This window comes from Microcoleus sp. FACHB-1515 (assembly GCF_014696105.1).
Taxonomy (GTDB): domain Bacteria; phylum Cyanobacteriota; class Cyanobacteriia; order Elainellales; family Elainellaceae; genus JAAUTJ01.
Map to the genome: position 1 here is coordinate 21,904 of NZ_JACJPO010000056.1, position 21,435 is coordinate 43,338.

The following is a 21,435-nucleotide window of genomic DNA, read 5'->3' on the forward strand; positions in this document are numbered from 1 at the left end:
GTTGAATTGGTAAAAAGTTGATGTTTTGCTAGTGCAGTATGTTGGCGCTTACAAACTTCAGAAGGATACTTGAGTTTATAGTGTCAAATTTTTGGAGTTAGAGCGTGACAGCCCACGAAGTAAGTCATCCTGAATCACAAGAAATTTGCGATGCGCTGCTACAGTTTATGCAACAGCAATTAGCAGGCGTTGAGCGTAAAGAAGCAGAAGATACCTGCGCGTTTTTTCATCCAGAAGGAAGCAGATTTGCGTATCTGTATCATCAAAGGAACAAGCCAGAAACGCGAATTTATTTTCGTGCTAATCCTAATACAGATCCTCGATGGTTTCCAGATGGTGTAAAACTTCAGAAGCGATTGAGATTCGACAATTCTTGGGCGCAGAGATTTCCTTATTTCTTCGACGTTTCGGCATCTGATAATTTGGAGAAGGTCGCTGTGTTCCTCATAGAAGAAGCATATCCTCTTTCTATGAAGCTGAAAACGAAGCACTCTAGAAAACGCCTAGAATACTTTACGTCGGAAGAGGTTGAAGCAGTTAAATTTGTTGAAGGAAGCGTTAAATCAATCCGCGTTAATGCCTATGAGCGAAATCGCAAGGCGCGTAATGCTTGCTTGAAGCACTATGGCACAGCTTGCTTTATTTGCGGGTTCAGTTTTGCTAGTTTTGGTAAAAGCTTTGCAAGCTTCATTCACGTACATCACCTAGTTCCGATTTCGTCAATTGGTCATGAATACCATTTAGATCCGATTAAAGATTTAAGGCCAGTCTGTCCGAACTGTCATGCAGTAATCCATAGACGAGAACCTCCTTTTGGAATTGAAGAAGTGAAGAGCATGTTAAAGAAACATCAGCACTAATCGCTGAATTGACTCATACACTCGGAAAACTGTTTGAACAGCGCGATCGCCCTCCCCTTCCACCAACCCGATCGCACCCTACAATCAAAACATCCCACTCAAAATCTTGCATCATGACACCAGAACAGCTTGAAATTGAAGCGCTGGCACTGCCGAGACCAGCTTTAGCAGAATTGCTGGCGCGACTGTTAGGCTATTTAGGGCAGACAGAAGAAATTGATCAGGATATTGCGGCGATTTGGGTGGATGAGGCGGAACGGCGCGATCGCACTCTCGATGAAAATCAATTGAGCAATCGTCAGTAAAATAAAGAAACTCGATCGCTTTGGTGAAATATGCAAGTCACCGTTGAAATTCCCGATGTTATTGCTCAGCAGTTGAATCAAACCGAGGGAGATCTTGCCCGTCGTTTGCTTGAGGTGATTGTGGCGGATGCTTATCGCGATCGCAAAATCAACACGGCTGAAGTCCGTCAGATCCTCCAGCTACCTACACGACTTGCAACTCATGCTTTCCTAAAGCGGATGGGTGTTCATCTAAATTACGACGAAGCTGAATTGAAGCAAGATCTTCAAACGCTCAAAGAATTTAGAGTTCAATGATTGTCGTTTCTAATACTTGTTTGATCTGCTATTTGCTGTTGATTGATCAAATCAAATTCCTGCAAAACTAGTATTTCATCCCAAGATTATTCCATCTGAAATTCGTAATTAGCTTGCGTCGAACAGATCGATCGGCAGCGTCCCATAAGTTGCATTGACACTCGTTGGATCAGCAGATTGACAAGAGACTAAAACACCGCGACTAGAGCCGCTGTAGGGTTCCGCGTAGCAGGTGTTCGATCGCCCGTTAAACTTCACATACACCGCTCCGGGTAAATTCGGTAAATCAGCGGTTGGCGTGTAGCCGAGTGCTTTGGCGTAGGTGGCAAGCGCGGATTTTGCCGAATCGATCGAATCGGCGCAGATGCCGAGAAACTGATAGTCGCTGGCGTTGACGACCTGCATAAGCGCATCGCGCAAGGTTGGGTAGTCGAGGTCGGGTGGATTTTGACAGTCAAACGAGGCGAGGAGGGTTTGGGCAGTGGGAAGATCGATCGCGCTCATGCCATGCCTGCCTCTTGCAATGCGAGTTCCATCAGGATTTTTTGTGAGCTTTGTTCGCTTGAACCTTCGGCGGGGCGACGCTGGATGTAGCGTCCGTCTGGCTGCAAGTCCCAGGCTTGGCGGTTGTCTGCCAGCATGATGCCCAAGAGTTCCTGGAGGTCTTTGGCGATCGCTTCGTCCTCGATCGGCACAACCGCTTCGACGCGACGATCGAGGTTGCGCGTCATCCAGTCGGCGCTGCCGATGTAGACTTCTTCGGCTCCGCCATTTTGGAAATAGAAGATGCGCGAATGCTCCAAAAATCGCCCGACAATGCTGATGACGCGAATGTTGTCGCTCACGTCCTCGACACCCGGACGCAAACAGCAGATGCCGCGCACAATCAGATCGATTTCAACTCCGGCGCGAGAGGCTTCATACAGGGCGCGGATGATTTGCGGATCGACGAGGGCGTTCATTTTGGCGACGATGCGGCTGGGCTGTCCGAGGCGGCTGTGGTCGGCTTCACGTTGGATTAAGGCAATCATGCGATCGCGCAGATTCACTGGGGCAACCAGCAGTTTGCGGTAGGACTGCTGGCGGGAATATCCGGTCAGGTAGTTAAACAGGTCGGTCAAATCTGCGCCCAAGGCATCGCGGCAGCTTAGCAGGCCGAGATCCGTGTAGAGGCGGGCGGTTTTGGAATTGTAGTTGCCTGTGCCGATGTGGACATAGCGGCGGATGCGGCCTTCTTCACGACGGACAACGAGGGCGATTTTGGTGTGCGTTTTGAGGCCGACCAGTCCGTAAACGACGTGAATGCCGCCGCTTTCCAGCTTTCGCGCCCAGCTAATATTATTTTCTTCGTCAAAGCGGGCTTTGAGTTCCATCAGCACGGCGACCTGTTTGCCATTTTCGGCAGCGGCGATCAGGGCGTTGAGAATCGGTGAATCGCCGGATGTGCGGTAGAGCGTCATTTTGATCGCCAGCACGTCCGGGTCGTGGGCGGCTTGCGTGATGAAGCGCTGTACGGTTCCGGCAAACGAATGATACGGGTGATGCACCATCAGGTCGCTTTTGCGGAGAACCGAGAAGATGTCTTCTTCACCGTCAGCCCCAAAATCCGATCGATCGCCCTCCACGTCGCTCAACCGCTGAAACGGCAGCGGCACGACCGGAGACCAATTCGGATCTTTGAGTTCTGGCAGCGGCAGACCGAGGAACGACATCAGATCGGACAGACACAGCAAGCCCTCGACTTCGTAGACATCGCTGGTGTCGATTTCCATTTCTTCAATCAGCGTGTCGCGGATCACATCGGGCATGGTGGCGTGAATTTCCAGCCGGACGATCGAGCCGCCAAACCGCCGCTTGCGAAGCTCCTGCTCGATCGCCAGCATTAGATCGTCCGCTTCGTCTTCTTCCACTTCCAGATCGGCGTTGCGGGTGACGCGAAACAGGTAATATTCCTGAATGTTCATGCCCGGAAACAGAAATTCCAGGTTGTGCGCCACGACTTGCTCTAGCGAAACACCTGTCCAAGGCGACGGTTTGCCTTTGAACGGCAGGCGCAGATGTTCGGGCAGGGCAATGAAGCGCGGCAGCACGTTGGGAACTTTGACGCGGGCGAAATGCTCTTCTTCGGTTTCCGCATCTTTGATCACAACCGCGAGACTGAGGCTGAGATTGGAGATGTAGGGAAACGGATGTCCCGGATCAACGGCCAGCGGTGTGAGGACGGGGAAAATTTGCTCTTCAAAATACTGCTGAAGGAATAAGCGCTGCTCTTGGTTCAAATCGACGTAATCGAGCAGGTGAATTCCATGTGCGGCGAGTTGTGGACGCAATGCCTGATCGAAATGGCGATGCTGCTTGGCGACCATCGGGCGGAGGCGACGGGCGATCGCTTCAAGCTGCTGCTGGGCGGTGCGGCCATCGGCGGAAAGCTTGGTGACTTTGGCTTCGACCTGCTGCTTCAGCGCGGCGACGCGCACCATAAAGTATTCGTCCAGGTTGGAGCTAAAAATCGCGATGAATTTGAGGCGATCGATCAGCGGAGTCCGAGGATCAAACGCTTCATGCAACACGCGATTGTTAAACTCCAGCCAGCTTAGTTCACGGCTGAAATAGTATTGCGGATCGGTTAGCTCAACGTCGGGTAGAGACTTCTTCAGGCGCGGCATAGCTCAAACGTCGATCGAACGTCAGCAGGGATACCGTTATGATAGACGCGCCTTTTACTTTGGTGACGGTTAAAAAAGTGACGGTTAAAAAACTTGATCTTCGATTCCCAGCCACCATTCGCCCAAGTTGATGATGTCGCGATGGATGTCGGCCAGCGATCGCACATATTCTTCGGGACTGAGCAAATGCTGCTGCTCTTGCAGTTTTTTCAGACGCAGTTGCGCCAGCAACCAGGGTTTTGAAATTCCGTCAGTGGCGGCGATGTAGGCCGAAAGTTCGTCGCTGTTCATCTTTGAAAAAGAGCAAGGGCAATGCTCTGATTGTAGGCATAGAAAAGATTGTAGGCATGGAAAACTCGATAGGCTGGATTAGGATTGTCTAGACGCGATCGCAGCGGCTTGGAATGATCGAACTTCGCCATTTGCGCTACTTCATTGCCGTTGCCGAAGAACTGCATTTTGGCCGCGCCGCCGATCGATTGCAGATGGCGCAGCCGCCGTTAAGTCAGCAAATTCGCCAGCTTGAAACACAGCTTGGCTTTCAGCTTTTTCATCGGACGAAACGGAGCGTTCAGCTTACGACGGCGGGACGAGTTTTCTTAAGAGAAGCGCGGCGGATTTTGAGTCAGCTTGAGCAGGCGATCGAAACTGGACGGCAAGCGAGTCGCGGCGAATTGGGGCAGCTAGCGATCGGGTTTGTCAGTTCCGCCTCGTACAGCATTTTGCCCAAAATTTTGAGCGGCTTTCGCCATCAACTGCCGACTGTGGAGCTTGCATTGCACGAACTGACGACCGATCAGCAGTTGCGATGGCTGCGCGACGGACGAATTGACGTGGGCTTTGTGCGTCCGCCGATCGATGACGACTCGCTTGGCATTTCCACCATTCTGCAAGAGCCGCTCGTGGTCGCTTTGCCGCAGGCGCATCCGTTCGCCACTGCTGAATCTGTCTCGTTGCGATCGCTGAGCAGCGAGTCTTTCATTCTCTTTCCTCGCCAGCTTGCCCCCGGACTGTACGACCAAATTATTGCCCTGTGTCAGCAAATGGAATTTAGTCCGAAAGTCGTGCAGGAAGCAATTCAGATGCAAACGATCGTCAGCCTCGTCGCGGCGGAAATTGGGATCGCGATCGTCCCAATTTCCCTACAAAACTTGCAGCGCACCGGAGTCGTCTACCGCCGTTTGCAGGAACCGACCCCCAAAGCCGCGATCGCCGTTGTCTGGAAGCAGCACGAGAGTTCGCCCATTGTCGATCGCTTCCTCGAAGCCGTGACACAAGTTGCTCAAGCTGGGATACAAACTGAAACAAAGTAGGAATGCTAAGCTGACACCCGACACAGACGCGAGATCTCGCTCTCCCCGACACCCGATCCCCAATGCTCGAACGTACACAATTTTGGTTTCGATCGACGCTGCGCTGGCGCGGTTCTGTTTTACCTGCCGTACTACCCAAAGCGATCGCCTGTGGCGCAGTGGCGATCGTCGTGACGATTTTGCACGAGCAGGGCTGGCCGATGGCGATTCCGGCTTTGGCAGGTTTGGTGCCAAATATCGTGCTGGGGTTGGTGCTCGTCTTTCGGACGAATACGGCCTATGAACGCTTTTGGGAAGGGCGCAAGCTGTGGGGCAGTCTGGTGAATTTGACGCGCAACTTGGCGCGGCAGCTTTGGACGAATGTTGAGGAGCGTGACGCGGCTGACCATGAGGCAAAGGCAGCGACATTGCGCTTGCTGGTGGCTTTTTCGATCGCCACCAAACAGCATTTACGCAATCAGCCCGTCAACGAAGAAATCGCCCAACTGCTGCCCAAATCGCAATACTACACGCTCAAGCTGATGAACAATCCGCCGCTGGAAATCGCCTTTTGGATTGGCGATTATCTTCAGCAGCAGTATCGGCGCGATCGACTGGAACTCTATCAGCTTACGGCGATGCAAAAACTGCTGGATGGCATGGTGGACTGCTTAGGTGGCTGCGAACGCATTCTCAAAACGCCGATTCCAATGGCCTACATGATTCATCTGCGACAACTGCTGCTGCTGTATTGCCTGTCGCTGCCGTTTCAGTTCGTCAACGATCTGGGCTGGTGGACGAGCGTGATTGTGGTCTTGATTAGCTTCACGCTGTTTGGCATCGAAGAAATTGGCGTGGAGATTGAAAATCCGTTTGGTGGAGATGCGAACGATCTACCGCTGGATGCGATCTGTGAAACAATGCTGCGAAATGTTGAGGATTTGATGACTTTAGCACCCAGTACGCATGATTTTTCTAGTCGATAATCTGTTGAATTTATCAATTTCGCTGTGAATTGTTGGGTTGAGATTTTGCGATCGCCCAATCATCTTCTTTTTGACTGCAAACATCAGGAGAAGTTAGGCCAAAAGTTATACAAATCGCGATGATATTTTGCTGCTAATTGAGAATTGTTGCCAGCAATAAATTGATTTCGATCGCGTGTTGAGAATAACTTTTATTAGATGAAAAATCACGATTGACGGCTGTAGGCAACCCCGATAGATTGAAGAAGTTGAATCTTTCGATCGCGTCCTATTCGAGACATAGGGGAACATCAATCATGGCTACCATCGACACTCCGCTACAGGCATTTGACCAAGTTGTTGACAACCCGATCCTGCTCGATCGCCAAGTTACCGCAGCAGTTTGTGAAGGCTTCAACATCGTTTTGTCCAGCTTCCAAGCGCTGTATTTGCAGTATCAAAAGCATCACTTCGTCGTCGAAGGGTCAGAATTCTATCAGCTTCACGAATTCTTCCAAGAAGGCTACGAACAAGTCCAAAACCACGTTCACGAAATTGGCGAACGACTCAACGGCTTGGGTGGCGTTCCCGCTGCCAGCTTCCACAAACTTGCGGAACTTTGCTGCTTCACGCCCGAAGCCGACGGCGCGTACTCCTGCCGCCAAATGGTCGAACATGACCTCGCCGCCGAACAAGCAATCATCCGCGTCATCCGTCAGCAAGCCGGACAAGCCGAAAGCCTGGGCGATCGCGCCACCCGCTACCTCTACGAACAAATCCTGCTGAAAACTGAAGACCGCGCCTTCCACCTCGCCCACTTCCTCGCCCCCGACAGCTTGACCTTGGCCTTCAATCGCGTCGTCAACAACTAGGCGATCGGGTGTCGGGTGTCGGGTGTCGGCTCAGAAACGAGGGACGCGGTCGGCACACCGATGCGTAGCGCCACATTGCCACCCACCAGTAACCCCTTTGGGAGTCCAGCCCTTTGGTCAGGGTTGGAGGTGTGGAGGAGGGATGAAATCCCTAGCCTCCACTGGCTCGGAAAACCAAAAAAAGTAAAAAGGGGATTGATTCCGTTTGCGATCGCGAAGCGCTATCCGCAGGAATCAATCCCCTTTTCCCATCAAAACATTCTAAACCTGAGCATACGTCGGTTCAGTTCGAGCCGCGATCGTTGGCATATCCGCCTCCACGCCATACACCTCAGCCGAATTATTCGGACTCTCAATCAGCTTCACCTTATACAGCGTCGCACCCGTTTGACGAATCGGCTCCAACAGCAAATCGCGAATGTGAACCGCAATATTTTCCGCCGTCGGCACAACCTGCGCGAAATAGGGAATGTCTTTATTGAGAAAAGTGTGATCGAACGGTTCAACCACGTGATCCTCGATCGCCTGCTGCACCTCACCCAAATCTGCCAGCATTCCAGTACGCGGATCAATCTCGCCCTTCACCGTCACTTCGAGATGATAGTTGTGGCCGTGACCATTTTCCCTGGCACACTTGCCATAAATTTCCGAATTTTGCTCCAGCGTCAAATGCGGCAACGCTAACCGATGCGCCGCGCTGAAGTGCGTGCTGATGGTTAAATAAGCTTCCATGTGATTCCCCGTGTATTCTGCCCAAAGTTCCGGATGCTCAAAAAGCTGAACGCGCACGATCGGCAAATGCGGAGCCAACCGCTGCCAAATCACCCGCGCCATATTTTCAGTCGTCGGCAAAGTTTGACGAAACTCCGGCCAAGCGTCATTCAAAAACGAAAAGTCAAGCTGGCGCGTCACTTCCCGCTTGATCACCTGCTTGACATCCGACAAATTCAGCACCATGCCGTATTCATCAAGCTCTCCCACCATCGAAACATAGAGAACATAGTTGTGCCCATGCCCCAGAGGTTGAGCGCACAAGCCGAATTTTGCTTGATTTTCCGCTTCGCTTAACTCCGGCAGCCAGTAGCGATGACTCGCCGAAAACTGAGCGCGGCGATCGATGATGCATTTCATAGCAAAGTAAAGTTCCGTTAAGCCCTGTCTTTAAAGATAAGGCAAGTCAAGACGGATGGAACGCAAATCGCAGGAACACGCTGCCCGGCTGGTACTGCATAGAAAATTATCGAAGCTGTGACCAGTTCCGCAAGGTAGATTCTTCGGAGAGATCTCGCAACTCTCTAGAATATTCGGCACAATTCAGAAGAAGACGCCATTTGCAGGAGCCGATGTTACTGCCTTCCGACTCGCGATCGATCTCCCTCGCTCAGATTATGGAACGCCACCCGCTGAAACTCTCCGCCGAAACCGGGATAGTAGAAGCATTTCAGGCAATGGCACAAGCAAAGCTACGTGCTGATAACGGAAGACTCGCAGCTTATTGGTATTTTCACCGAAAGAGATGTTGTGAAAATAACAGCAAATCAGCCGGATTTTCACAAACTCCGACTCTTAGACGTGATGACGCGATCGATCATCACGATCGATCAGTCACGCATCCACAACGTGTACGACGTGCTAGAGCAACTGCGACAGCATCACATCCGGCATCTCCCCGTCGTATCCGCAGGCGAAGTGGTGGGCGTTTTGACGCTGCAAGCCATTCGAGCCGTCCTTCCTGCGGACCTGCTGAAGCTGCGGCGCGTCCGCGAAGCAATGAGATCGGCTGTGATTGCGATCGCTCCGACCGATTCACTCTGGAAACTGCGCTATGAAGCTGCCGATCGCGCCAGCGGCCAAATGCTTTATGAGCGGGATTTAACGAGCGATCGCGTCACTTGGGGCTGCAACACCGAGCAGATTTTGGGCTTTGCCTCTGAGGAAATGCCGCAAGATGCCGATGCATTCATGATGCTGGTGCATCCTGACGACTTCGAGTGGATCAACGCTGCCGACTATCGTGCCAAACAGTCTAACCGTCGAGAATATCAAATTCGCCGCAAAGATGACACGTATATCTGGGTTGCCGATTGCTATCAAAGAATTGGCAGCGATCGCATTATTGGCTTTTTAATCAACATTACCGATCGCAAGCAGGCCGAAGCAAACTTGCAGCGAACCGAGCAATGGCTACAACAATTTAGCCGCCTGTCGCCCAGTTTAATCTATACGTTGGTGTGCGAAGCAGATGGTCGATGCATTTGTTGAAGCTGCTTTCACTGCGTTGCGATCAGACGGTTCAATCGGCGATCTTCACGCCTACAAATTTGTGATGCACAGTCCTTCGGGCGATCGATTTTTGGGCGGCATGGCGTTTGATATTACCGATCGCAAACAGGCAGAACTAGCTCGCGAACAAGCCGAAAGCGCAAGGCGAGAAAGCGAAGAAAGGTTTCGTCAGCTTGCCGAAAACATTGACGATGTGTTTTGGATTATGGATGCCAAAACGCGCCAAATTCTCTACATCAGTCCGGCGTTTGAAACGGTTTGGGGCTATTCGCGATCGACTGTTCATGAAACCTATCAAAGCTGGATTGCCACCATTCATCCAGATGATTTGCCAAAGCTGCACGCCACAACGCAACTGCCGATCGGCGATCCGGTTGCGGTTGAGTATCGAATTATTCGCGAGGACGGCGAAATTCGCTGGATTAGCGATCGCGGCTTTCCCATTCGCAATGCCGCAGGTGAAGTGTATCGGATTGCTGGAATTGCCGCAGACATCACCGATCGTAAACTGTCCGAGGAAAATCTTCAGCAGAGCGCATCGCGGCTCGACACGCAGCAGTGCTACCAACTGATTCATCAACTTTCAACCGAGCATCAGGAGATTGCAAGTCGCCTGCGGCTGCTGGTCGATGATTTTCGCTTTGATACGCTGCTGGAACTGTTGGCAAAACAAGCGATCGACACCAACCGATAGCGCGGAACAGGCGAAATTGGCTGTTATTGAAATCGATCGCGTCCGGGTAATCCTTGCTGACGATGGAGCAGGCATTGCTGAAGACAGCGCGATCGCAGTTGTTCAATTCTGGCTCGGTCAGAGGCCAGCGGTCGATCGTCAAAATTTTTGCCAAAATCACAGCAGGAAGTGATTTTGCACAAGAGGTGTGATGGTGCGACGACATCGCGTTTTAGGAAGTCTGCTGGTGTGTTGTGCGATCGCGGCGGCAATTCTTCCACCTGCAACCGCGCAAGAATCACTGTGTCCGGCTCCTGCTCTGTCGCGCCTGACTCGACATCGAATTGCTGCCGGAGAAACGCTGGCCGCGATCGCACAGCGCTACAGCTTGATCCCCGCAACGCTAATCGGCTTCAATCCAGCCTTGCGAAACGGATTGCCGCCTGTGGGCACTGAGATCGTGATTCCGCCCTACAACGGCATTCGGGTCGAAGTGCCTGCGGGTCAAACTTGGCGCGATGTGGCAGCGCGATATGGCGTCCGAGCCGACGTGCTGTTTGAAGTGAATGGCTGTCAACGTCAGCCGCGCGTTGTGTTTATCCCCGGTGTCAACTGGTCGCCCACCGGAACGACAACCGCAACTCAGCCGACCGGAGGAGTGCTGACGGGCTATCCGCTGCCCAGCGAGGCGACGATTTTGCAGGCATATGGCTGGCAGGTTTCCCCCACGACTGGTCAGGTCGTGTTCAACAGCGGCGTTGAACTGGCGGCACAACCGGGAACGCCCGTGCTGGCAACGGGCAGCGGCACGATCGCCTTTGCCGGAGCGCAAAACGGCACGAATTTGATTGTGATCAACCATGCACAAGGACTGCAAACGCGCTATGCGCTGCTGGGATCGATCGGCGTTCGGGTCGGACAAACCGTCCGCGCAGGCGATCGCATCGGGACAAGCGCTACTTCGCTGCACTTTGAGGTGCGATCGAATTCCAGCTTGGGCTGGGTGGCACAAAATCCCAGCACCTACATTCGCAACCTCAATCTGAGAACGCAGTAAACCAGCCGCGCACATCAACGGCCAGCCGTTCGCCCAGTCGCAGAAACGCTGGCGCGTCGATTTGACCTGATGCGATCGCAGGCAGAATTTGACGGTGGACGCGCAGGTAAACTTCCTGGGCGCGATCGAGGGCGAGCGGCTGATGAAGCTGGTGGCTGGTTGCAAGCAGTTGTTCGAGCCAAAGGACAATTGCGGGATCGTTCAGGCAGTGGTGAAGCGATCGCAGCACGATACGCTCCAGCGTTTGCCGCAGTTCGGGAAGTTGCAGCGAGCAGCGTAATTGGTCGGCTTCGGTTGCGATCGCTTGCAGTTCGGCCAGATAGCTGTGGCACAGTTGCGGCTTGGCAAAGGGAAAATCGCTGGTTTCGCGATCGATCGCTTGCACGGCAATCAGGGCGCGATGGCCGAGAGCAATTTCGGCGGCCACCTGCAATTCTTTTGGCGCTTCCACTTCGTCGCGATGAAAGGCCATTAGAACGCCGTAGTTGTCGCGATAGACCTGTGTGTAAAGCTGGTCAAGGCGGGTCAGCGTTTCTTGGCTGAGCAGGCGCATGATCCGGTGACGCTCTTCGGCAAATAGATCTTGCAGGCTAAAAGATTGATTTCCAAAGCAGCGACTCATCGCCAGAATCGTTTGGGCAGCGCTGGCCTGCTGGAGTGCATCAAACAGCGCATCTCGAATTTGACTGTGGGCACGTCGCCCGGTGAATGGCTGAATGCAGCAGTGGAAATCCCAGCCGCCCAGATGCAGCACGGCAACCGTAAAGTTGACCGATTCTCGTGTAATTTCCGATGTGAGTTGCAGTTGGGCGATCGCCAAGGTCAACGCGCCCATCCGCCGCATTTGATAGTCGGACTGCTGTGCGGTGTAGCAGTAGATGCGCTGTTCGGGGGCGTAGGGCGTGAACAGCGAGCTAATTGCGTAGTGTGCCGCGACCTGTTCCAAGCTGATTTGTGCGGGTTTGACCAGTTGACGATAAACTTCTGCCCCGTTGCGAAACAAATCGACATTGCTGGGGATCACGGCCAAGCGCTTCACAAAGGCTTTTTCAAGCTGCACTCCGGCTGCATCTCCAGCTAGTTCGATCGCCCGCGCCGCATAGCGCAAAATTTGCGTGCCTTCTGGTCGGGAGACTTCATCGAAGAACCAGCCGCAGCTTGTGAACATCAGCAGGGCGTGCCGCTGCATCTCCAAAAGCCGCAGCGCGTCTACTTTTTCGGCATTCGTGAGGCGATGCGACTGGTGCAGGGCGAAGAAGCGGGTGAGGTTGGCGATCGATCGATCGCCGATGATCTGAATGTATTCGTCGCGGGCTTTCCAAGGATGGTGAAACAGCTTTGATCCGGTTTCTTCAAACACCTTCACAAGCTGATCCCGCAGCCAGTTGAGCGCGTCACGTAACGGTTTGCGCCACTGCTGATTCCACAAACCGCCGCCACAGCCGCAATCCTCCTGCCAGCGATCGACGCCGTGTGCACAACTCCAAGCCGTGACGGGCTTTAGCTCGACTTCCCAAGTCGGCGGATTTTGACTGAGGTAGTGGGCGTAGTTCGTCACCGTCCAGCCGCGACTCGGAAATTCCTGCGTGAAGGCGTAGGCCAAAGCTTTTTCCGTGCCGCCTTTGTGATGCCCAAAGGTTTCACCATCCGTTGCAACTGAAACAAGCTGCGTGGGCTGATCCCCGCGTACCGCCTGCGCGAGTCGTCCGGCAAAATGCTGGGAACTGCTCAGCACGTCATTGAAGCCCATGTCGCGCGAAATCGGCCCGTCGTAAAAGAAAATGTCGATGTAGCGATCGCGATTCGTTGAAAAGCAGCGGTAAGGCCGGACGGGATCGATCTGGTTGCCGCCCACTTCGAGCCATTGCGGAGCCGGATTTTCGTCGCTTGGTAGGAGACGGCAGCGCTGCGCCTGCGAGGGCGCGAGGATGATGAAGCGAATCTCTTCGCTGATCAAAGCTTCGATCGTGGCGCGATCGATCGCGGTTTCCGCCAGCCACATGCCTTCGGGATCGCGGCCAAAGCGCGTGCGAAAATCTTGCTTGCCCCAGCGAATCTGCGTCAGTTTGTCGCGATCGCTCGCTAGGGGCAGGATGATGTGGTTGTAGACCTGTGCGATCGCGTTGCCATGACCGTTGAGCCGTTCGCAACTGCGGCGATCGGCTTCGAGGATGCGCTGATAAACTTCCAAGTCGTGCCGCTCAATCCAGCTCATCAGCGTGGGGCCGATGTTGAAGCTGAGGTATTCGTAGTTGTTGACGATCCCCAAAATTTCGCCTTGCTCGTTGAGAACACGCGCAAAGGCGTTGGGGCGATAGCATTCCGAGTGAATGCGCTCGTTCCAGTCGTGAAACGGATGAGCGCTGGGCTGACGTTCGATCGCATCGAGATACGGATTTTCGCGCGGCGGCTGGTAGAAATGCCCGTGAATTGTGACGTGGACACCTGTGGCGATCGGCTGGGGATCAAGCTGAGAGACGGAATCGATCGATCGGACAGATTCGAGATCAAAAGAAGTCATGAAGAAAGCTCGATGTGTGAATTGAAGCGAACCGCAGCGGGGATCACCCAATTTTTCGCAGGTCTTCGCGCAAACCGCAGCGGAAATCAAAGAAATAGGACGCAGCAAAACTGATGACGCTAAGCAGGAAGGGAGCGCAGTTTTGACTCGGAATTTATGAGCTGTGGGGCAATTTCTTAACGTATTTTAATCTACGGCAAAGGTCAGTCGGCATTCTCAGCGGTTTACCTTTCTCAACAAAGTGTGACAGTGCTTTGTTTGCGATGAAACATTCGACATCTTAGTGTAGGCGATCGCTCACTCCCCTCTACTGCAAAGCAGATTTCCCAGCCGGAATTAATATTCCTGCTGCTCCAGCGATTCTAGACTTTTTAGCAGATCGATCGCTGCTGTGTAAGCTTCTTGTGTCCATTCGCGCTGTTCAGCAGGCGTATCAATCAACCCATCTACCATCAGGCGCAGCGATCCCAGCATGGTGTTGAGGCGATCGCGAATTTCATACGAGGTGCGGGCGAGATCAGCGCGAAGCAGATCCGGTCGCGATCGCGGTGGATTGGTTGCGTGCGTCGCATATAAGCGGGCATAGTGGCCTGCCTGTGCCAGCAGATCAGCATGTGTGCCTTGCTCGATGATGCGTCCGCGATCGAGAACAAGGATGCGATCGGCATTTTGCACGGTCGAAAGGCGATGGGCAATGACGAGCGTGGTGCGCTGCTGGCTGAGGTCATCGATCGCCTGCTGTACAAGTCGTTCTGAAAGGGTATCGAGGGCAGAGGTGGCTTCGTCGAGAATCAGAATTTCTGGATTTTGCAGGAGGGCACGGGCGATCGCAATTCGCTGACGCTGCCCGCCGGAAAGCAGCACGCCGCGATCCCCGATTGGCGTATCGAAGCCTTGCGGCAGTTCGCAAATGAAATCGTAGGCGTTCGCTCGTTTTGCCGCTGCGATTACCTCAGATTCGTCTACCTGCGGCCAGCCATAAGCGATGTTGTCGCGCACAGAAGCGTTGAATAAAAAGGTGTCCTGACTGACGATTCCGATCGATCGTCTGAGGCTGCGCCAGTCTAACTCGGTGAGGTTGCGCCCGTCGAGCGAAATGATCCCCGCTGTGGGATCGTAAAAACGCAGCAGTAAATCAACAATCGTAGACTTGCCTGCGCCAGATGCGCCAACGAGGGCGAAGGTTTGACCCTGCGGCAGCGAGAAGCTGATCTCTTGCAGGACAGGTGCATCGTGATTGGGATAGGTGAAGGAGACGCGATCGAAGCGAATTTCTTGCCGCAGGCCGTGAAAGGCGATCGTGCCGTTTATCATAAACGGTTTGTTGTCCTGGCGCAGGAAATCTTTCACCAGTTCAATGCTGGTGCTGGCGTTGGCAATTTGGTTGCGAGCGTCATTCAGTTGCGAAACGAGGGGCAGCGTCCGAAACAGCACAAATAAATAGGTAAGCAACACGGCAGAAACCGATTCGATTTGAGCCGAGAGAAACAGCCGTCCGAGAACGACGATGCAGATCAGCGCCAAAACGCCTGTTACTTCGCTCAAGGGTGCGATCGCCGCAAAGTTCGCCTGCGATTCATATTCGGCCTGTTCGCGCTGGTGAATCAACTGCCGGAGTCGATCGAATTCCGCCGATTCATTCGCCAGCGACCGCACTAAGCGCATTCCGCCCAGCACTTCCAAAATGGCGATCGAATAGGCTTTGGAGAGGTCAGAAAGCCGCTGACCGAATTGTTTGGAGCGGCGAATCGTGAATTGATTAACGAGCGCAACGATCGCCAGCAGTCCACTCGCGGCAACGGTCAGCGGCAAAGACAACGCGAGCAAAATGCTGACAAATACAAGAATGGTCAGCAGCGTAGTCAGCGATCGAATCGTCATCACGATCGCTGCTGCCGCCCGATTGATTTCGGTATTCAGCCGATGAATCAAGTCGCCAATGCTGTTTTTGGCGTGAAAGTCGAGATCCACTTCGAGCAGCAGGCGCAGCCCAGATTCACGCAAATCGCTGACTAGATGGCGCTTCAAACGGCTCGCGGCTAAAGTGCTGGCATAGGCAGCGGCGTTCTTGAGGACGATGAGCAGGACGATCGCTCCGCCCATCAGCAGCAAACTTTGATTGGCATCGGCAAACGGGGCGAGCAGCGATCGCAGCAGCACGGGCACATGGGCGATCGTGATTGCTTGCCCCAGAAAATTCAGCAGCACGGGCACGATCAAAGCGGTACTGATGCCGTTGAACAGCGCTCCGGAAAAGCCCAGCCCGATCGTGAGCGCAACCAGCAGCGGATACCGCCTCGCAAGATTGAGGAGCAAGCGATGGGTCGATCGAGTTGTCCAGATCATCGCGTTGGGGCGGCAGACTTCATCCTGTGCCGCCAGTATAGTCTGATTCATGCAAGTGCATTTAGGAGTGGGGCGAGCGCGGCTGACATCGCTTCGATGCTGTAGTGCTGGCAGCAGCGCGATCGCGCGTTGATCCCGCGCTGTTTGGCTTCAGTTGGATGCGCGAAAATCCAATCGATCGCTGCGGCGAGGCGATCGGGCGCGTCCGGTTCAACCAAAAATCCTGTGTCGCCCAAGATTTCTGGCATGTCGCCCACCTGAGTCGCCAAAATTGGCTTTGCCATTGCCATGCCGTCTGTCAGCTTCAGCGGAAATTGGGCTTGGGCGGCAGGCGTGTTGCGCTGCGGCACGGCAACAATATCAGCAGCGGCAACGATCGCAGGCATTTCGGCATACGGCAATTTCGGTAGCTTCACAATCCATCTGCCCCACTGGTGCATTAGCTGCGCGTCGTAGTCATCATAGGGACTGCCACCCACGATCACTAGACGCAAATCCGGCCAGTTCAACTGAGCGATCGCCATCAGCAAATCTTCAACGCCTTTGTAAGGACGAGGTGCGCCCGGAAAAATCAGCGTCCGGTAGCTGCTCAGGCCGTAGCGATCGCGACAAGCGGCAGAATCGTAGCGATCGGGATCAAACAGCGTCACGTCCTTACCGTTGGGAACATAAATGCCGCCAAACCGATGTTGCAAAAAGCGCGTGTGGACGGTGATTGCATCTGCCCGCTGCACCTGTTTTTCCAGCCAGCGCAGGTAAACGGGATGATCGGGCTGTCGCAACGCACCGCCCGATTTGAAGAGGTCGCGGGCGAACTGCTTGGGCGTGGGTTGATACTGGTTGCGATCGCCTCCGTGCCAGCTCAGTTCCCAATCGTCAATGTCGAGAATGACCGGACGCCGATCGCGCCACTTTTGCCAGAGCGCCACGCCAAAACTGCTCACTTTTGGCTTGATGGCATAGATGATATCGCCGCGAATCTGGGAGAGCAGACGGCTTGCGGACTGAAGGAATTTTGGATAGTCGGGGGCGGCGATCGCCGTGACGCCTTCTAGGGTCAACTCGCCAAATGTGAAGCCGACAACTTCGACCGAATGGCCGAGTGCTTCGATCGCCTGCTTGAGTCGGAAAACTCGAACGCCGTCCCATCGACCCGCGCCGCTGCTGGAGAGATCGCTGACGAGGAGCGTAACGTGGCGGCTCAATCGATCAGCTTGAGGCGACCGATTTGGATGAAGTCGAAGACGCGATTGATCTGACGGCGTTCTTCTTCGCTGAGGTGAAAATCCGACAAGATGGTAGAGGCAAGCTGTAGATGTTCTTGCCGATTAATTTGTCCGGCAGAGAGAATTTGCTCTACCAGGTCGCGAATCGCTGCGCCTGAATGACTTTGCACTGTCCAAACCATAAGATTTCGTCCTGGTCGGTTTCGGCGGTCAAGCTGTTCCTGACGGTTGATAGAGACCATTGTGCTGTTTGGTAGATGAGAATTGGGCAAAGCGATCGCGCCATCGAATGAAGAGTTGATGAACTTTGGGCAACGCGAGTTGACCGCAAATTATCACTCAGACGGCAAACTCTCCGAACAGTCTATCGGTAGACCGCTCGAAACACAAGCCGCGCTTTAACAAACCGAAAAAAGACATCCGCCAACATGCTGATTTTCCGAATTCCAGTCCTGAACGACAACTATATTTTTCTGCTGCATGACTCGGCACAGAACATCGCCGCAGTCGTTGATCCCGCTGTTGCATCGCCCGTCTTGCAGTGGCTACACGATCGCCAAGCCAAACTCGTCGCCATTTTCAACACGCACCACCATTCCGATCACGTCGGCGGCAATCGCGAACTGCTGCAACAGTATCCTGAAGCGATCGTTTACGGCGGCGCGATCGATCGCGGACGCATTCCGGGTCAGCAGGTGTTTTTGCAGGCGGGCGATCGCGTCGAGTTTGCCGATCGCGTGGCGGAAGTGTTTTTCGTTCCCGGACATACCAAAGCGCATATTGCCTACTACTTCTTGCCGACGGAAATCGCAGGCGGCGAGTTGTTCTGCGGCGACACGCTGTTTGCTGGCGGCTGTGGACGATTATTTGAAGGAACGCCTGCTCAGATGGTGGATTCACTCAGCAAGCTGCGATCGCTGCCGGAAGACACGCGAGTTTGGTGCGCTCACGAATACACGCTCAACAACTTGCGCTTTGCACTGACGGTTGATCCGGACAATGCCGATCTGCGATCGCGTTGCGAAACAGTGCAAGCGCTGCGTCGTCAGAATGAAGCGACTGTGCCCACTTCGATCGCACTGGAAAAACAAACAAATCCGTTTCTGCGCTGGGATCAGTTGCGATCGAGCGGTGAAGATGCGGTGAAAACGTTCGCTCGCTTACGCCGACTGAAAGATCAGTTTTGAATTACCCAGGGCAGCGGCAGCAGCCGTGAAATGAATTTCCGGCTGAAAGCGCAAACCCATTCAAATGGGTTAGGATGACGGGCTACGTCAGTTGAAACGGATTTAAGAGTTGGAACTTGTGTTTCTGCTGGCAATGCGTCAGGCCTATCACCGTCAAGTTTTGCTTGTGGCGATCGCCTCCAACCAATTTGCGGCTTTTCCGATCGCGGCAATTTCCGCTTGGCGCTGACCGTTGGCCGTCATGGTGAGGTGAATTTCGAGATAGGCATCCGGACGAATTGCAAGCCGTTCTGCCCACTCGATCGCCACAATTCCTAACGGCTGCTCTTGTCCTTCCCAGTAGCTTTCCAAATTGAGCGCTTGGACTTCTGCGGGATCGAGGCGATAGAGGTCGAGGTGGTAGAGCGGTAGGCGACCTTCGAGATATTCATTAATTAAGGTGAAGGTGGGGCTGGCGATCGCATCGGTAATGCCAAGCTCGCGCCCCAAGCCTTGAACGAGCGTGGTTTTGCCGCTGCCCAAGTTGCCTGTCAGGAAAATAACGCTGCCTGCGGGGAGCGATCGTCCCAGCAGTGCGCCCAAATCGGCAGTTGCGTCGGCGTCGGCAAGATGAAACGTGAGGGCAGACATGAAACTCAAAAAGCAAGAGGGAGGACTGAAGCTCAGTTCTCCCTCAAAGTTTACATCGCCTGCAAACCGTCAGGCGGCACTGCATTATCTAGCACTGCATCACCTAGTTATCGTAGATGCGGCACTCGTCGGCCTCAGGATTGGCGTCACAGTATTGCTCTAGCGAAGTTTTCTTTTCGCTTTCGGTTTTGCTGCGCTGGTGAGACGCTTCGGCTTGCAGTTCTTCAACTGCATCCCAAGCAGCGGCGCACTCTTGGGAGTTGACGCCATTGGTGTCGCAAACGGCGCGAGCCTGGTCGCGCTCTTCTTGAATCTGAGAATGAATATCGCTCATGCTGTTGTCCCAATCTTCCTGTGTTGTTGGTGGGGTAGCCCTACCGCTGCGCTGAGTGTCTACTCAACAGCCAGCCATTTCCACCCTCCTAGTAAGGCACAAAACCCAGCGATTTGAGTGCAAGCAAGCTCATTTCTTAAGATTTTGCTGCTGTAGCCCCAGCAAGAAAGGTATGATGGAGAACTCCCGATATGATTATGTTAGCGAATGTTAAGCGGTAAGGCGAGGCCACAATGAGTATTCTTACTCGATCTTAAGGCAGAATTGTGTCCTTTGCCCAGCTTATGCATTCGCCCAGCTTATACAGTGCGGTAGAAGCAGTCGAATTCATCCAAAACGTATGACGGACAAGATGAAGTGGGTTAGCGCACTCTCGACTCGTCCTTCGCTGGAAGGGGCGATCGCAGAAGCAGTCGAACAAGCACAAAGCCGATTGCAGGACACGGCAGACTTGGCGATCGTCTTCATTTCGTCTGCCTTTACAAGCGAATTTTCGCGCCTGATGCCGCTGCTGCAAGAAAAACTTGCCGTTCCCACCCTGATTGGCTGTAGCGGTGGCGGCGTAATTGGCGTGGATGCTCAGACGCAGGTACAAGAAGTCGAGGGCAATGCCGCCCTAAGCTTGACGCTGGCAAAACTGCCGGATGTGAAGGTGCAAGTTTTTCAAGTCAGCGGCGAGGATTTGCCGGATTTGGACAGTCCGCCCGATCGCTGGGTCGATTTGATTGGGGTCAATCCGCAAGACAATCCGCAGTTTATTTTGCTGGCCGATCCGGTTTCGGCAGGCGTGAACAATTTGCTGCAAGGCTTGGACTACGCTTACCCCAACGCCATCAAGATTGGTGGACTTGCCAGCGCAGGCACAATTTCGCCGCACAGCACGTTGTTTTGCAACTATCAACTCGTGCGCGAGGGCGTGGTGGGTTTGGCGCTGAGTGGAAATGTGGTTTTAGAGGCGATCGTTGCCCAAGGATGCCGACCGATCGGCCAGCCCTATCGTGTTGTCGAGGCCGATCGCAACATCCTGATGCAGCTTGAAGAACAAGTCGATGCTGACATGGTTCCGGCTCAGCGTCGCAGCAGCACTCGTCGGACGCCGCTCGATGTTTTGCAAGCGCTGTTTCAAGATTTGAGCGAAGCCGATCGCGTCCTCGCTCAGCATTCGCTGTTTGTCGGCATTGCCAGCAACGAATTCAAAACTACGCTGGAACAAGGCGATTTTCTCGTTCGCAATCTACTTGGCGTCGATCCAAAAACGGGCGCGATCGCAGTAGGCGATCGCATTCGTCCGGGTCAGCGTATTCAGTTTCATCTGCGCGATGCCGAAACGTCGGGCGAAGATTTGGAACTGCTGCTCGATCGTCATCGGACGGAAAGTGAAGCGATTGGCGCACTGATGTTTTCCTGTTTGGGCAGAGGCGAAGGGCTGTACGGCCAGCCCAACTATGACTCGAAACTGTTCGATCGCTACTTTGCCCAAGTTCCCGTCAGCGGCTTCTTCTGCAACGGCGAGATCGGGCCAGTCGGCAACATGACATTTCTGCACGGCTACACTTCGGTTTTTGGCATTGTGCGGCAGCCTTGAGCGCGAAGGCCGCTGAACCTGTCACGAATACTGCCTGACGATTTTGAGCATCGTATCGATCGCCTCGATCGCCTCCTTCACGTCAGCAGGCTGGTTCGCACCCACTGCACCCAAGACCGCAAACAGTTCATCAACTTTGAAATTGCCTTGGTTATCCACAATCTCAACGCCGAGCGGCAAGCCTGCGGGCAGCGCATCAGCAGCACCTTGCAGCTTGCAGGCCGACAGCAGTTGTTTCACCAGCGTCAGCGGCGACAAAGGCCAAACCGTATCAAACGCGCCGCTGGCCGCAAAGCTCGACGTTGCCGTGTTGTGGCTAAACGTCGGCACTTTGAA

General features: G+C 53.8%; 23 protein-coding genes. 11 read left to right on the forward strand and 12 right to left on the reverse strand.

Features of this window, described 5'->3' with window-relative positions:
• The first annotated feature begins 104 nt into the window (after window positions 1-104).
• The 3 genes from H6F67_RS28375 to H6F67_RS18665 all read left to right on the forward strand — a co-directional run bounded on the left by H6F67_RS28375 (window position 105) and on the right by H6F67_RS18665 (window position 1,462).
• The gene (locus H6F67_RS28375) at window positions 105-860 is read left to right on the forward strand and encodes an HNH endonuclease (protein WP_199304512.1); all 756 of its coding nucleotides are present in this window, start codon (window positions 105-107) and stop codon (window positions 858-860) included.
• Window positions 861-973: 113 nt separating this feature from the next.
• On the forward strand, window positions 974-1,165 hold the full coding sequence (locus H6F67_RS18660) for an addiction module component (RefSeq protein WP_190768137.1): 192 nt from the start codon (window positions 974-976) through the stop codon (window positions 1,163-1,165).
• Window positions 1,166-1,195: 30 nt separating this feature from the next.
• Window positions 1,196-1,462, forward strand: a complete 267-nt coding sequence (locus H6F67_RS18665; RefSeq protein WP_190768138.1) for a UPF0175 family protein — start codon at window positions 1,196-1,198, stop codon at window positions 1,460-1,462.
• A 108-nt stretch (window positions 1,463-1,570) separates the two neighbouring features.
• On the opposite strand, the gene H6F67_RS18670 is transcribed toward H6F67_RS18665, so the two are convergent.
• From H6F67_RS18670 to H6F67_RS18680, 3 genes are all read right to left on the reverse strand, one after another.
• A complete protein-coding gene (locus H6F67_RS18670; RefSeq protein ID WP_190768139.1) occupies window positions 1,571-1,966 on the reverse strand; it encodes a DUF1824 family protein in 396 nt (131 codons plus the stop codon).
• Window positions 1,963-4,128: a polyphosphate kinase 1 gene (gene ppk1 / locus H6F67_RS18675; RefSeq protein ID WP_190768140.1), complete on the reverse strand. Its 2,166-nt coding sequence runs from the start codon at window positions 4,126-4,128 to the stop codon at window positions 1,963-1,965. Before ppk1 ends, H6F67_RS18670 begins: the two co-directional genes overlap by 4 nt.
• A gap of 84 nt (window positions 4,129-4,212) precedes the next feature.
• On the reverse strand, window positions 4,213-4,419 hold the full coding sequence (locus tag H6F67_RS18680; protein WP_190768141.1) for a hypothetical protein: 207 nt from the start codon (window positions 4,417-4,419) through the stop codon (window positions 4,213-4,215).
• A 113-nt stretch (window positions 4,420-4,532) separates the two neighbouring features.
• On the opposite strand from H6F67_RS18680, the gene H6F67_RS18685 reads away from it, so the two are divergent.
• From H6F67_RS18685 to H6F67_RS18695, 3 genes are all read left to right on the forward strand, one after another.
• Complete coding sequence (locus H6F67_RS18685) at window positions 4,533-5,441, forward strand: LysR family transcriptional regulator (RefSeq protein ID WP_199304513.1); 909 nt, start codon at window positions 4,533-4,535, stop codon at window positions 5,439-5,441.
• A 62-nt stretch (window positions 5,442-5,503) separates the two neighbouring features.
• A complete protein-coding gene (locus H6F67_RS18690) occupies window positions 5,504-6,406 on the forward strand; it encodes a bestrophin family protein (RefSeq protein ID WP_190768142.1) in 903 nt (300 codons plus the stop codon).
• A 296-nt stretch (window positions 6,407-6,702) separates the two neighbouring features.
• Window positions 6,703-7,257, forward strand: coding sequence for a Dps family protein (locus H6F67_RS18695; RefSeq protein WP_190768143.1), 555 nt, complete (start codon window positions 6,703-6,705; stop codon window positions 7,255-7,257).
• Window positions 7,258-7,518: 261 nt separating this feature from the next.
• Here H6F67_RS18695 and H6F67_RS18700 read toward each other — a convergent pair whose 3' ends face one another.
• Complete coding sequence (locus H6F67_RS18700; protein ID WP_190768144.1) at window positions 7,519-8,388, reverse strand: 6-carboxytetrahydropterin synthase; 870 nt, start codon at window positions 8,386-8,388, stop codon at window positions 7,519-7,521.
• A gap of 390 nt (window positions 8,389-8,778) precedes the next feature.
• Here H6F67_RS18700 and H6F67_RS18705 point away from each other — a divergent pair, with 390 nt between their 5' ends.
• Window positions 8,779-9,519 carry a CBS domain-containing protein gene (locus H6F67_RS18705; protein ID WP_190768145.1) on the forward strand — a complete coding sequence of 247 codons (741 nt, stop codon included), beginning with the start codon at window positions 8,779-8,781 and terminating at the stop codon, window positions 9,517-9,519.
• Window positions 9,500-10,234 (forward strand): PAS domain-containing protein, encoded by a 735-nt coding sequence (locus tag H6F67_RS18710; RefSeq protein WP_190768146.1) that lies wholly within the window; start codon window positions 9,500-9,502, stop codon window positions 10,232-10,234. Before H6F67_RS18705 ends, H6F67_RS18710 begins: the two co-directional genes overlap by 20 nt.
• Before the next feature lie 23 nt (window positions 10,235-10,257).
• Here the strand turns inward: H6F67_RS18710 and H6F67_RS18715 are convergent, their stop codons facing one another.
• The gene (locus tag H6F67_RS18715; protein ID WP_190768147.1) at window positions 10,258-10,416 is read right to left on the reverse strand and encodes a hypothetical protein; all 159 of its coding nucleotides are present in this window, start codon (window positions 10,414-10,416) and stop codon (window positions 10,258-10,260) included.
• An 8-nt stretch (window positions 10,417-10,424) separates the two neighbouring features.
• On the opposite strand from H6F67_RS18715, the gene H6F67_RS18720 reads away from it, so the two are divergent.
• Window positions 10,425-11,270 carry a M23 family metallopeptidase gene (locus tag H6F67_RS18720; RefSeq protein WP_190768148.1) on the forward strand — a complete coding sequence of 282 codons (846 nt, stop codon included), beginning with the start codon at window positions 10,425-10,427 and terminating at the stop codon, window positions 11,268-11,270.
• Here H6F67_RS18720 and H6F67_RS18725 read toward each other — a convergent pair.
• From H6F67_RS18725 to H6F67_RS18740, 4 genes are all read right to left on the reverse strand, one after another.
• Complete coding sequence (locus tag H6F67_RS18725) at window positions 11,251-13,791, reverse strand: DUF3536 domain-containing protein (RefSeq protein ID WP_190768149.1); 2,541 nt, start codon at window positions 13,789-13,791, stop codon at window positions 11,251-11,253. The genes H6F67_RS18720 and H6F67_RS18725 overlap by 20 nt on opposite strands.
• 336 nt (window positions 13,792-14,127) lie before the next feature.
• Window positions 14,128-16,137, reverse strand: a complete 2,010-nt coding sequence (locus H6F67_RS18730) for an ABC transporter ATP-binding protein (RefSeq protein ID WP_190768350.1) — start codon at window positions 16,135-16,137, stop codon at window positions 14,128-14,130.
• A 47-nt stretch (window positions 16,138-16,184) separates the two neighbouring features.
• Complete coding sequence (locus H6F67_RS18735; RefSeq protein ID WP_190768150.1) at window positions 16,185-17,342, reverse strand: glycosyltransferase family 4 protein; 1,158 nt, start codon at window positions 17,340-17,342, stop codon at window positions 16,185-16,187.
• On the reverse strand, window positions 17,339-17,545 hold the full coding sequence (locus H6F67_RS18740) for a hypothetical protein (RefSeq protein ID WP_190768151.1): 207 nt from the start codon (window positions 17,543-17,545) through the stop codon (window positions 17,339-17,341). The genes H6F67_RS18735 and H6F67_RS18740 overlap by 4 nt, the downstream gene beginning before the upstream one ends.
• Window positions 17,546-17,791: 246 nt before the next feature.
• Here H6F67_RS18740 and gloB point away from each other — a divergent pair, with 246 nt between their 5' ends.
• Window positions 17,792-18,550, forward strand: coding sequence for a hydroxyacylglutathione hydrolase (gene gloB / locus H6F67_RS18745; RefSeq protein WP_190768152.1), 759 nt, complete (start codon window positions 17,792-17,794; stop codon window positions 18,548-18,550).
• Between the two features lie 153 nt (window positions 18,551-18,703).
• Here the strand turns inward: gloB and tsaE are convergent, their stop codons facing one another.
• Both tsaE and H6F67_RS18755 read right to left on the reverse strand, forming a co-directional pair.
• Window positions 18,704-19,180 (reverse strand): tRNA (adenosine(37)-N6)-threonylcarbamoyltransferase complex ATPase subunit type 1 TsaE, encoded by a 477-nt coding sequence (gene tsaE / locus H6F67_RS18750; protein WP_190768153.1) that lies wholly within the window; start codon window positions 19,178-19,180, stop codon window positions 18,704-18,706.
• A gap of 103 nt (window positions 19,181-19,283) precedes the next feature.
• The gene (locus H6F67_RS18755) at window positions 19,284-19,514 is read right to left on the reverse strand and encodes a Calvin cycle protein CP12 (RefSeq protein ID WP_190768154.1); all 231 of its coding nucleotides are present in this window, start codon (window positions 19,512-19,514) and stop codon (window positions 19,284-19,286) included.
• Between the two features lie 352 nt (window positions 19,515-19,866).
• On the opposite strand from H6F67_RS18755, the gene H6F67_RS18760 reads away from it, so the two are divergent.
• Complete coding sequence (locus tag H6F67_RS18760) at window positions 19,867-21,099, forward strand: FIST N-terminal domain-containing protein (protein ID WP_396798528.1); 1,233 nt, start codon at window positions 19,867-19,869, stop codon at window positions 21,097-21,099.
• A gap of 21 nt (window positions 21,100-21,120) precedes the next feature.
• Here the strand turns inward: H6F67_RS18760 and H6F67_RS18765 are convergent, their stop codons facing one another.
• Complete coding sequence (locus tag H6F67_RS18765; protein ID WP_190768156.1) at window positions 21,121-21,429, reverse strand: hypothetical protein; 309 nt, start codon at window positions 21,427-21,429, stop codon at window positions 21,121-21,123.
• Between the last annotated feature and the right edge of the window lie 6 nt (window positions 21,430-21,435).

Coding starts and splice junctions, on each gene's coding strand:
- H6F67_RS18685 (WP_199304513.1), top strand. CDS start 4,533: ATGATCGAACTTCGCCATTTGCGCTACTTCATTGCCGTTGCCGAAGAA.
- H6F67_RS18695 (WP_190768143.1), top strand. CDS start 6,703: ATGGCTACCATCGACACTCCGCTACAGGCATTTGACCAAGTTGTTGAC.
- tsaE (WP_190768153.1), bottom strand. CDS start 19,180: ATGTCTGCCCTCACGTTTCATCTTGCCGACGCCGACGCAACTGCCGAT.
- ppk1 (WP_190768140.1), bottom strand. CDS start 4,128: ATGCCGCGCCTGAAGAAGTCTCTACCCGACGTTGAGCTAACCGATCCG.
- H6F67_RS18740 (WP_190768151.1), bottom strand. CDS start 17,545: ATGGTTTGGACAGTGCAAAGTCATTCAGGCGCAGCGATTCGCGACCTG.
- H6F67_RS18700 (WP_190768144.1), bottom strand. CDS start 8,388: ATGAAATGCATCATCGATCGCCGCGCTCAGTTTTCGGCGAGTCATCGC.
- H6F67_RS18665 (WP_190768138.1), top strand. CDS start 1,196: ATGCAAGTCACCGTTGAAATTCCCGATGTTATTGCTCAGCAGTTGAAT.
- H6F67_RS18690 (WP_190768142.1), top strand. CDS start 5,504: ATGCTCGAACGTACACAATTTTGGTTTCGATCGACGCTGCGCTGGCGC.
- H6F67_RS18720 (WP_190768148.1), top strand. CDS start 10,425: ATGGTGCGACGACATCGCGTTTTAGGAAGTCTGCTGGTGTGTTGTGCG.
- H6F67_RS18760 (WP_396798528.1), top strand. CDS start 19,867: ATGAAGTGGGTTAGCGCACTCTCGACTCGTCCTTCGCTGGAAGGGGCG.
- H6F67_RS18725 (WP_190768149.1), bottom strand. CDS start 13,791: ATGACTTCTTTTGATCTCGAATCTGTCCGATCGATCGATTCCGTCTCT.
- H6F67_RS18710 (WP_190768146.1), top strand. CDS start 9,500: ATGGTCGATGCATTTGTTGAAGCTGCTTTCACTGCGTTGCGATCAGAC.
- H6F67_RS18660 (WP_190768137.1), top strand. CDS start 974: ATGACACCAGAACAGCTTGAAATTGAAGCGCTGGCACTGCCGAGACCA.
- H6F67_RS18680 (WP_190768141.1), bottom strand. CDS start 4,419: ATGAACAGCGACGAACTTTCGGCCTACATCGCCGCCACTGACGGAATT.
- H6F67_RS18730 (WP_190768350.1), bottom strand. CDS start 16,137: ATGATCTGGACAACTCGATCGACCCATCGCTTGCTCCTCAATCTTGCG.
- gloB (WP_190768152.1), top strand. CDS start 17,792: ATGCTGATTTTCCGAATTCCAGTCCTGAACGACAACTATATTTTTCTG.
- H6F67_RS18755 (WP_190768154.1), bottom strand. CDS start 19,514: ATGAGCGATATTCATTCTCAGATTCAAGAAGAGCGCGACCAGGCTCGC.
- H6F67_RS18670 (WP_190768139.1), bottom strand. CDS start 1,966: ATGAGCGCGATCGATCTTCCCACTGCCCAAACCCTCCTCGCCTCGTTT.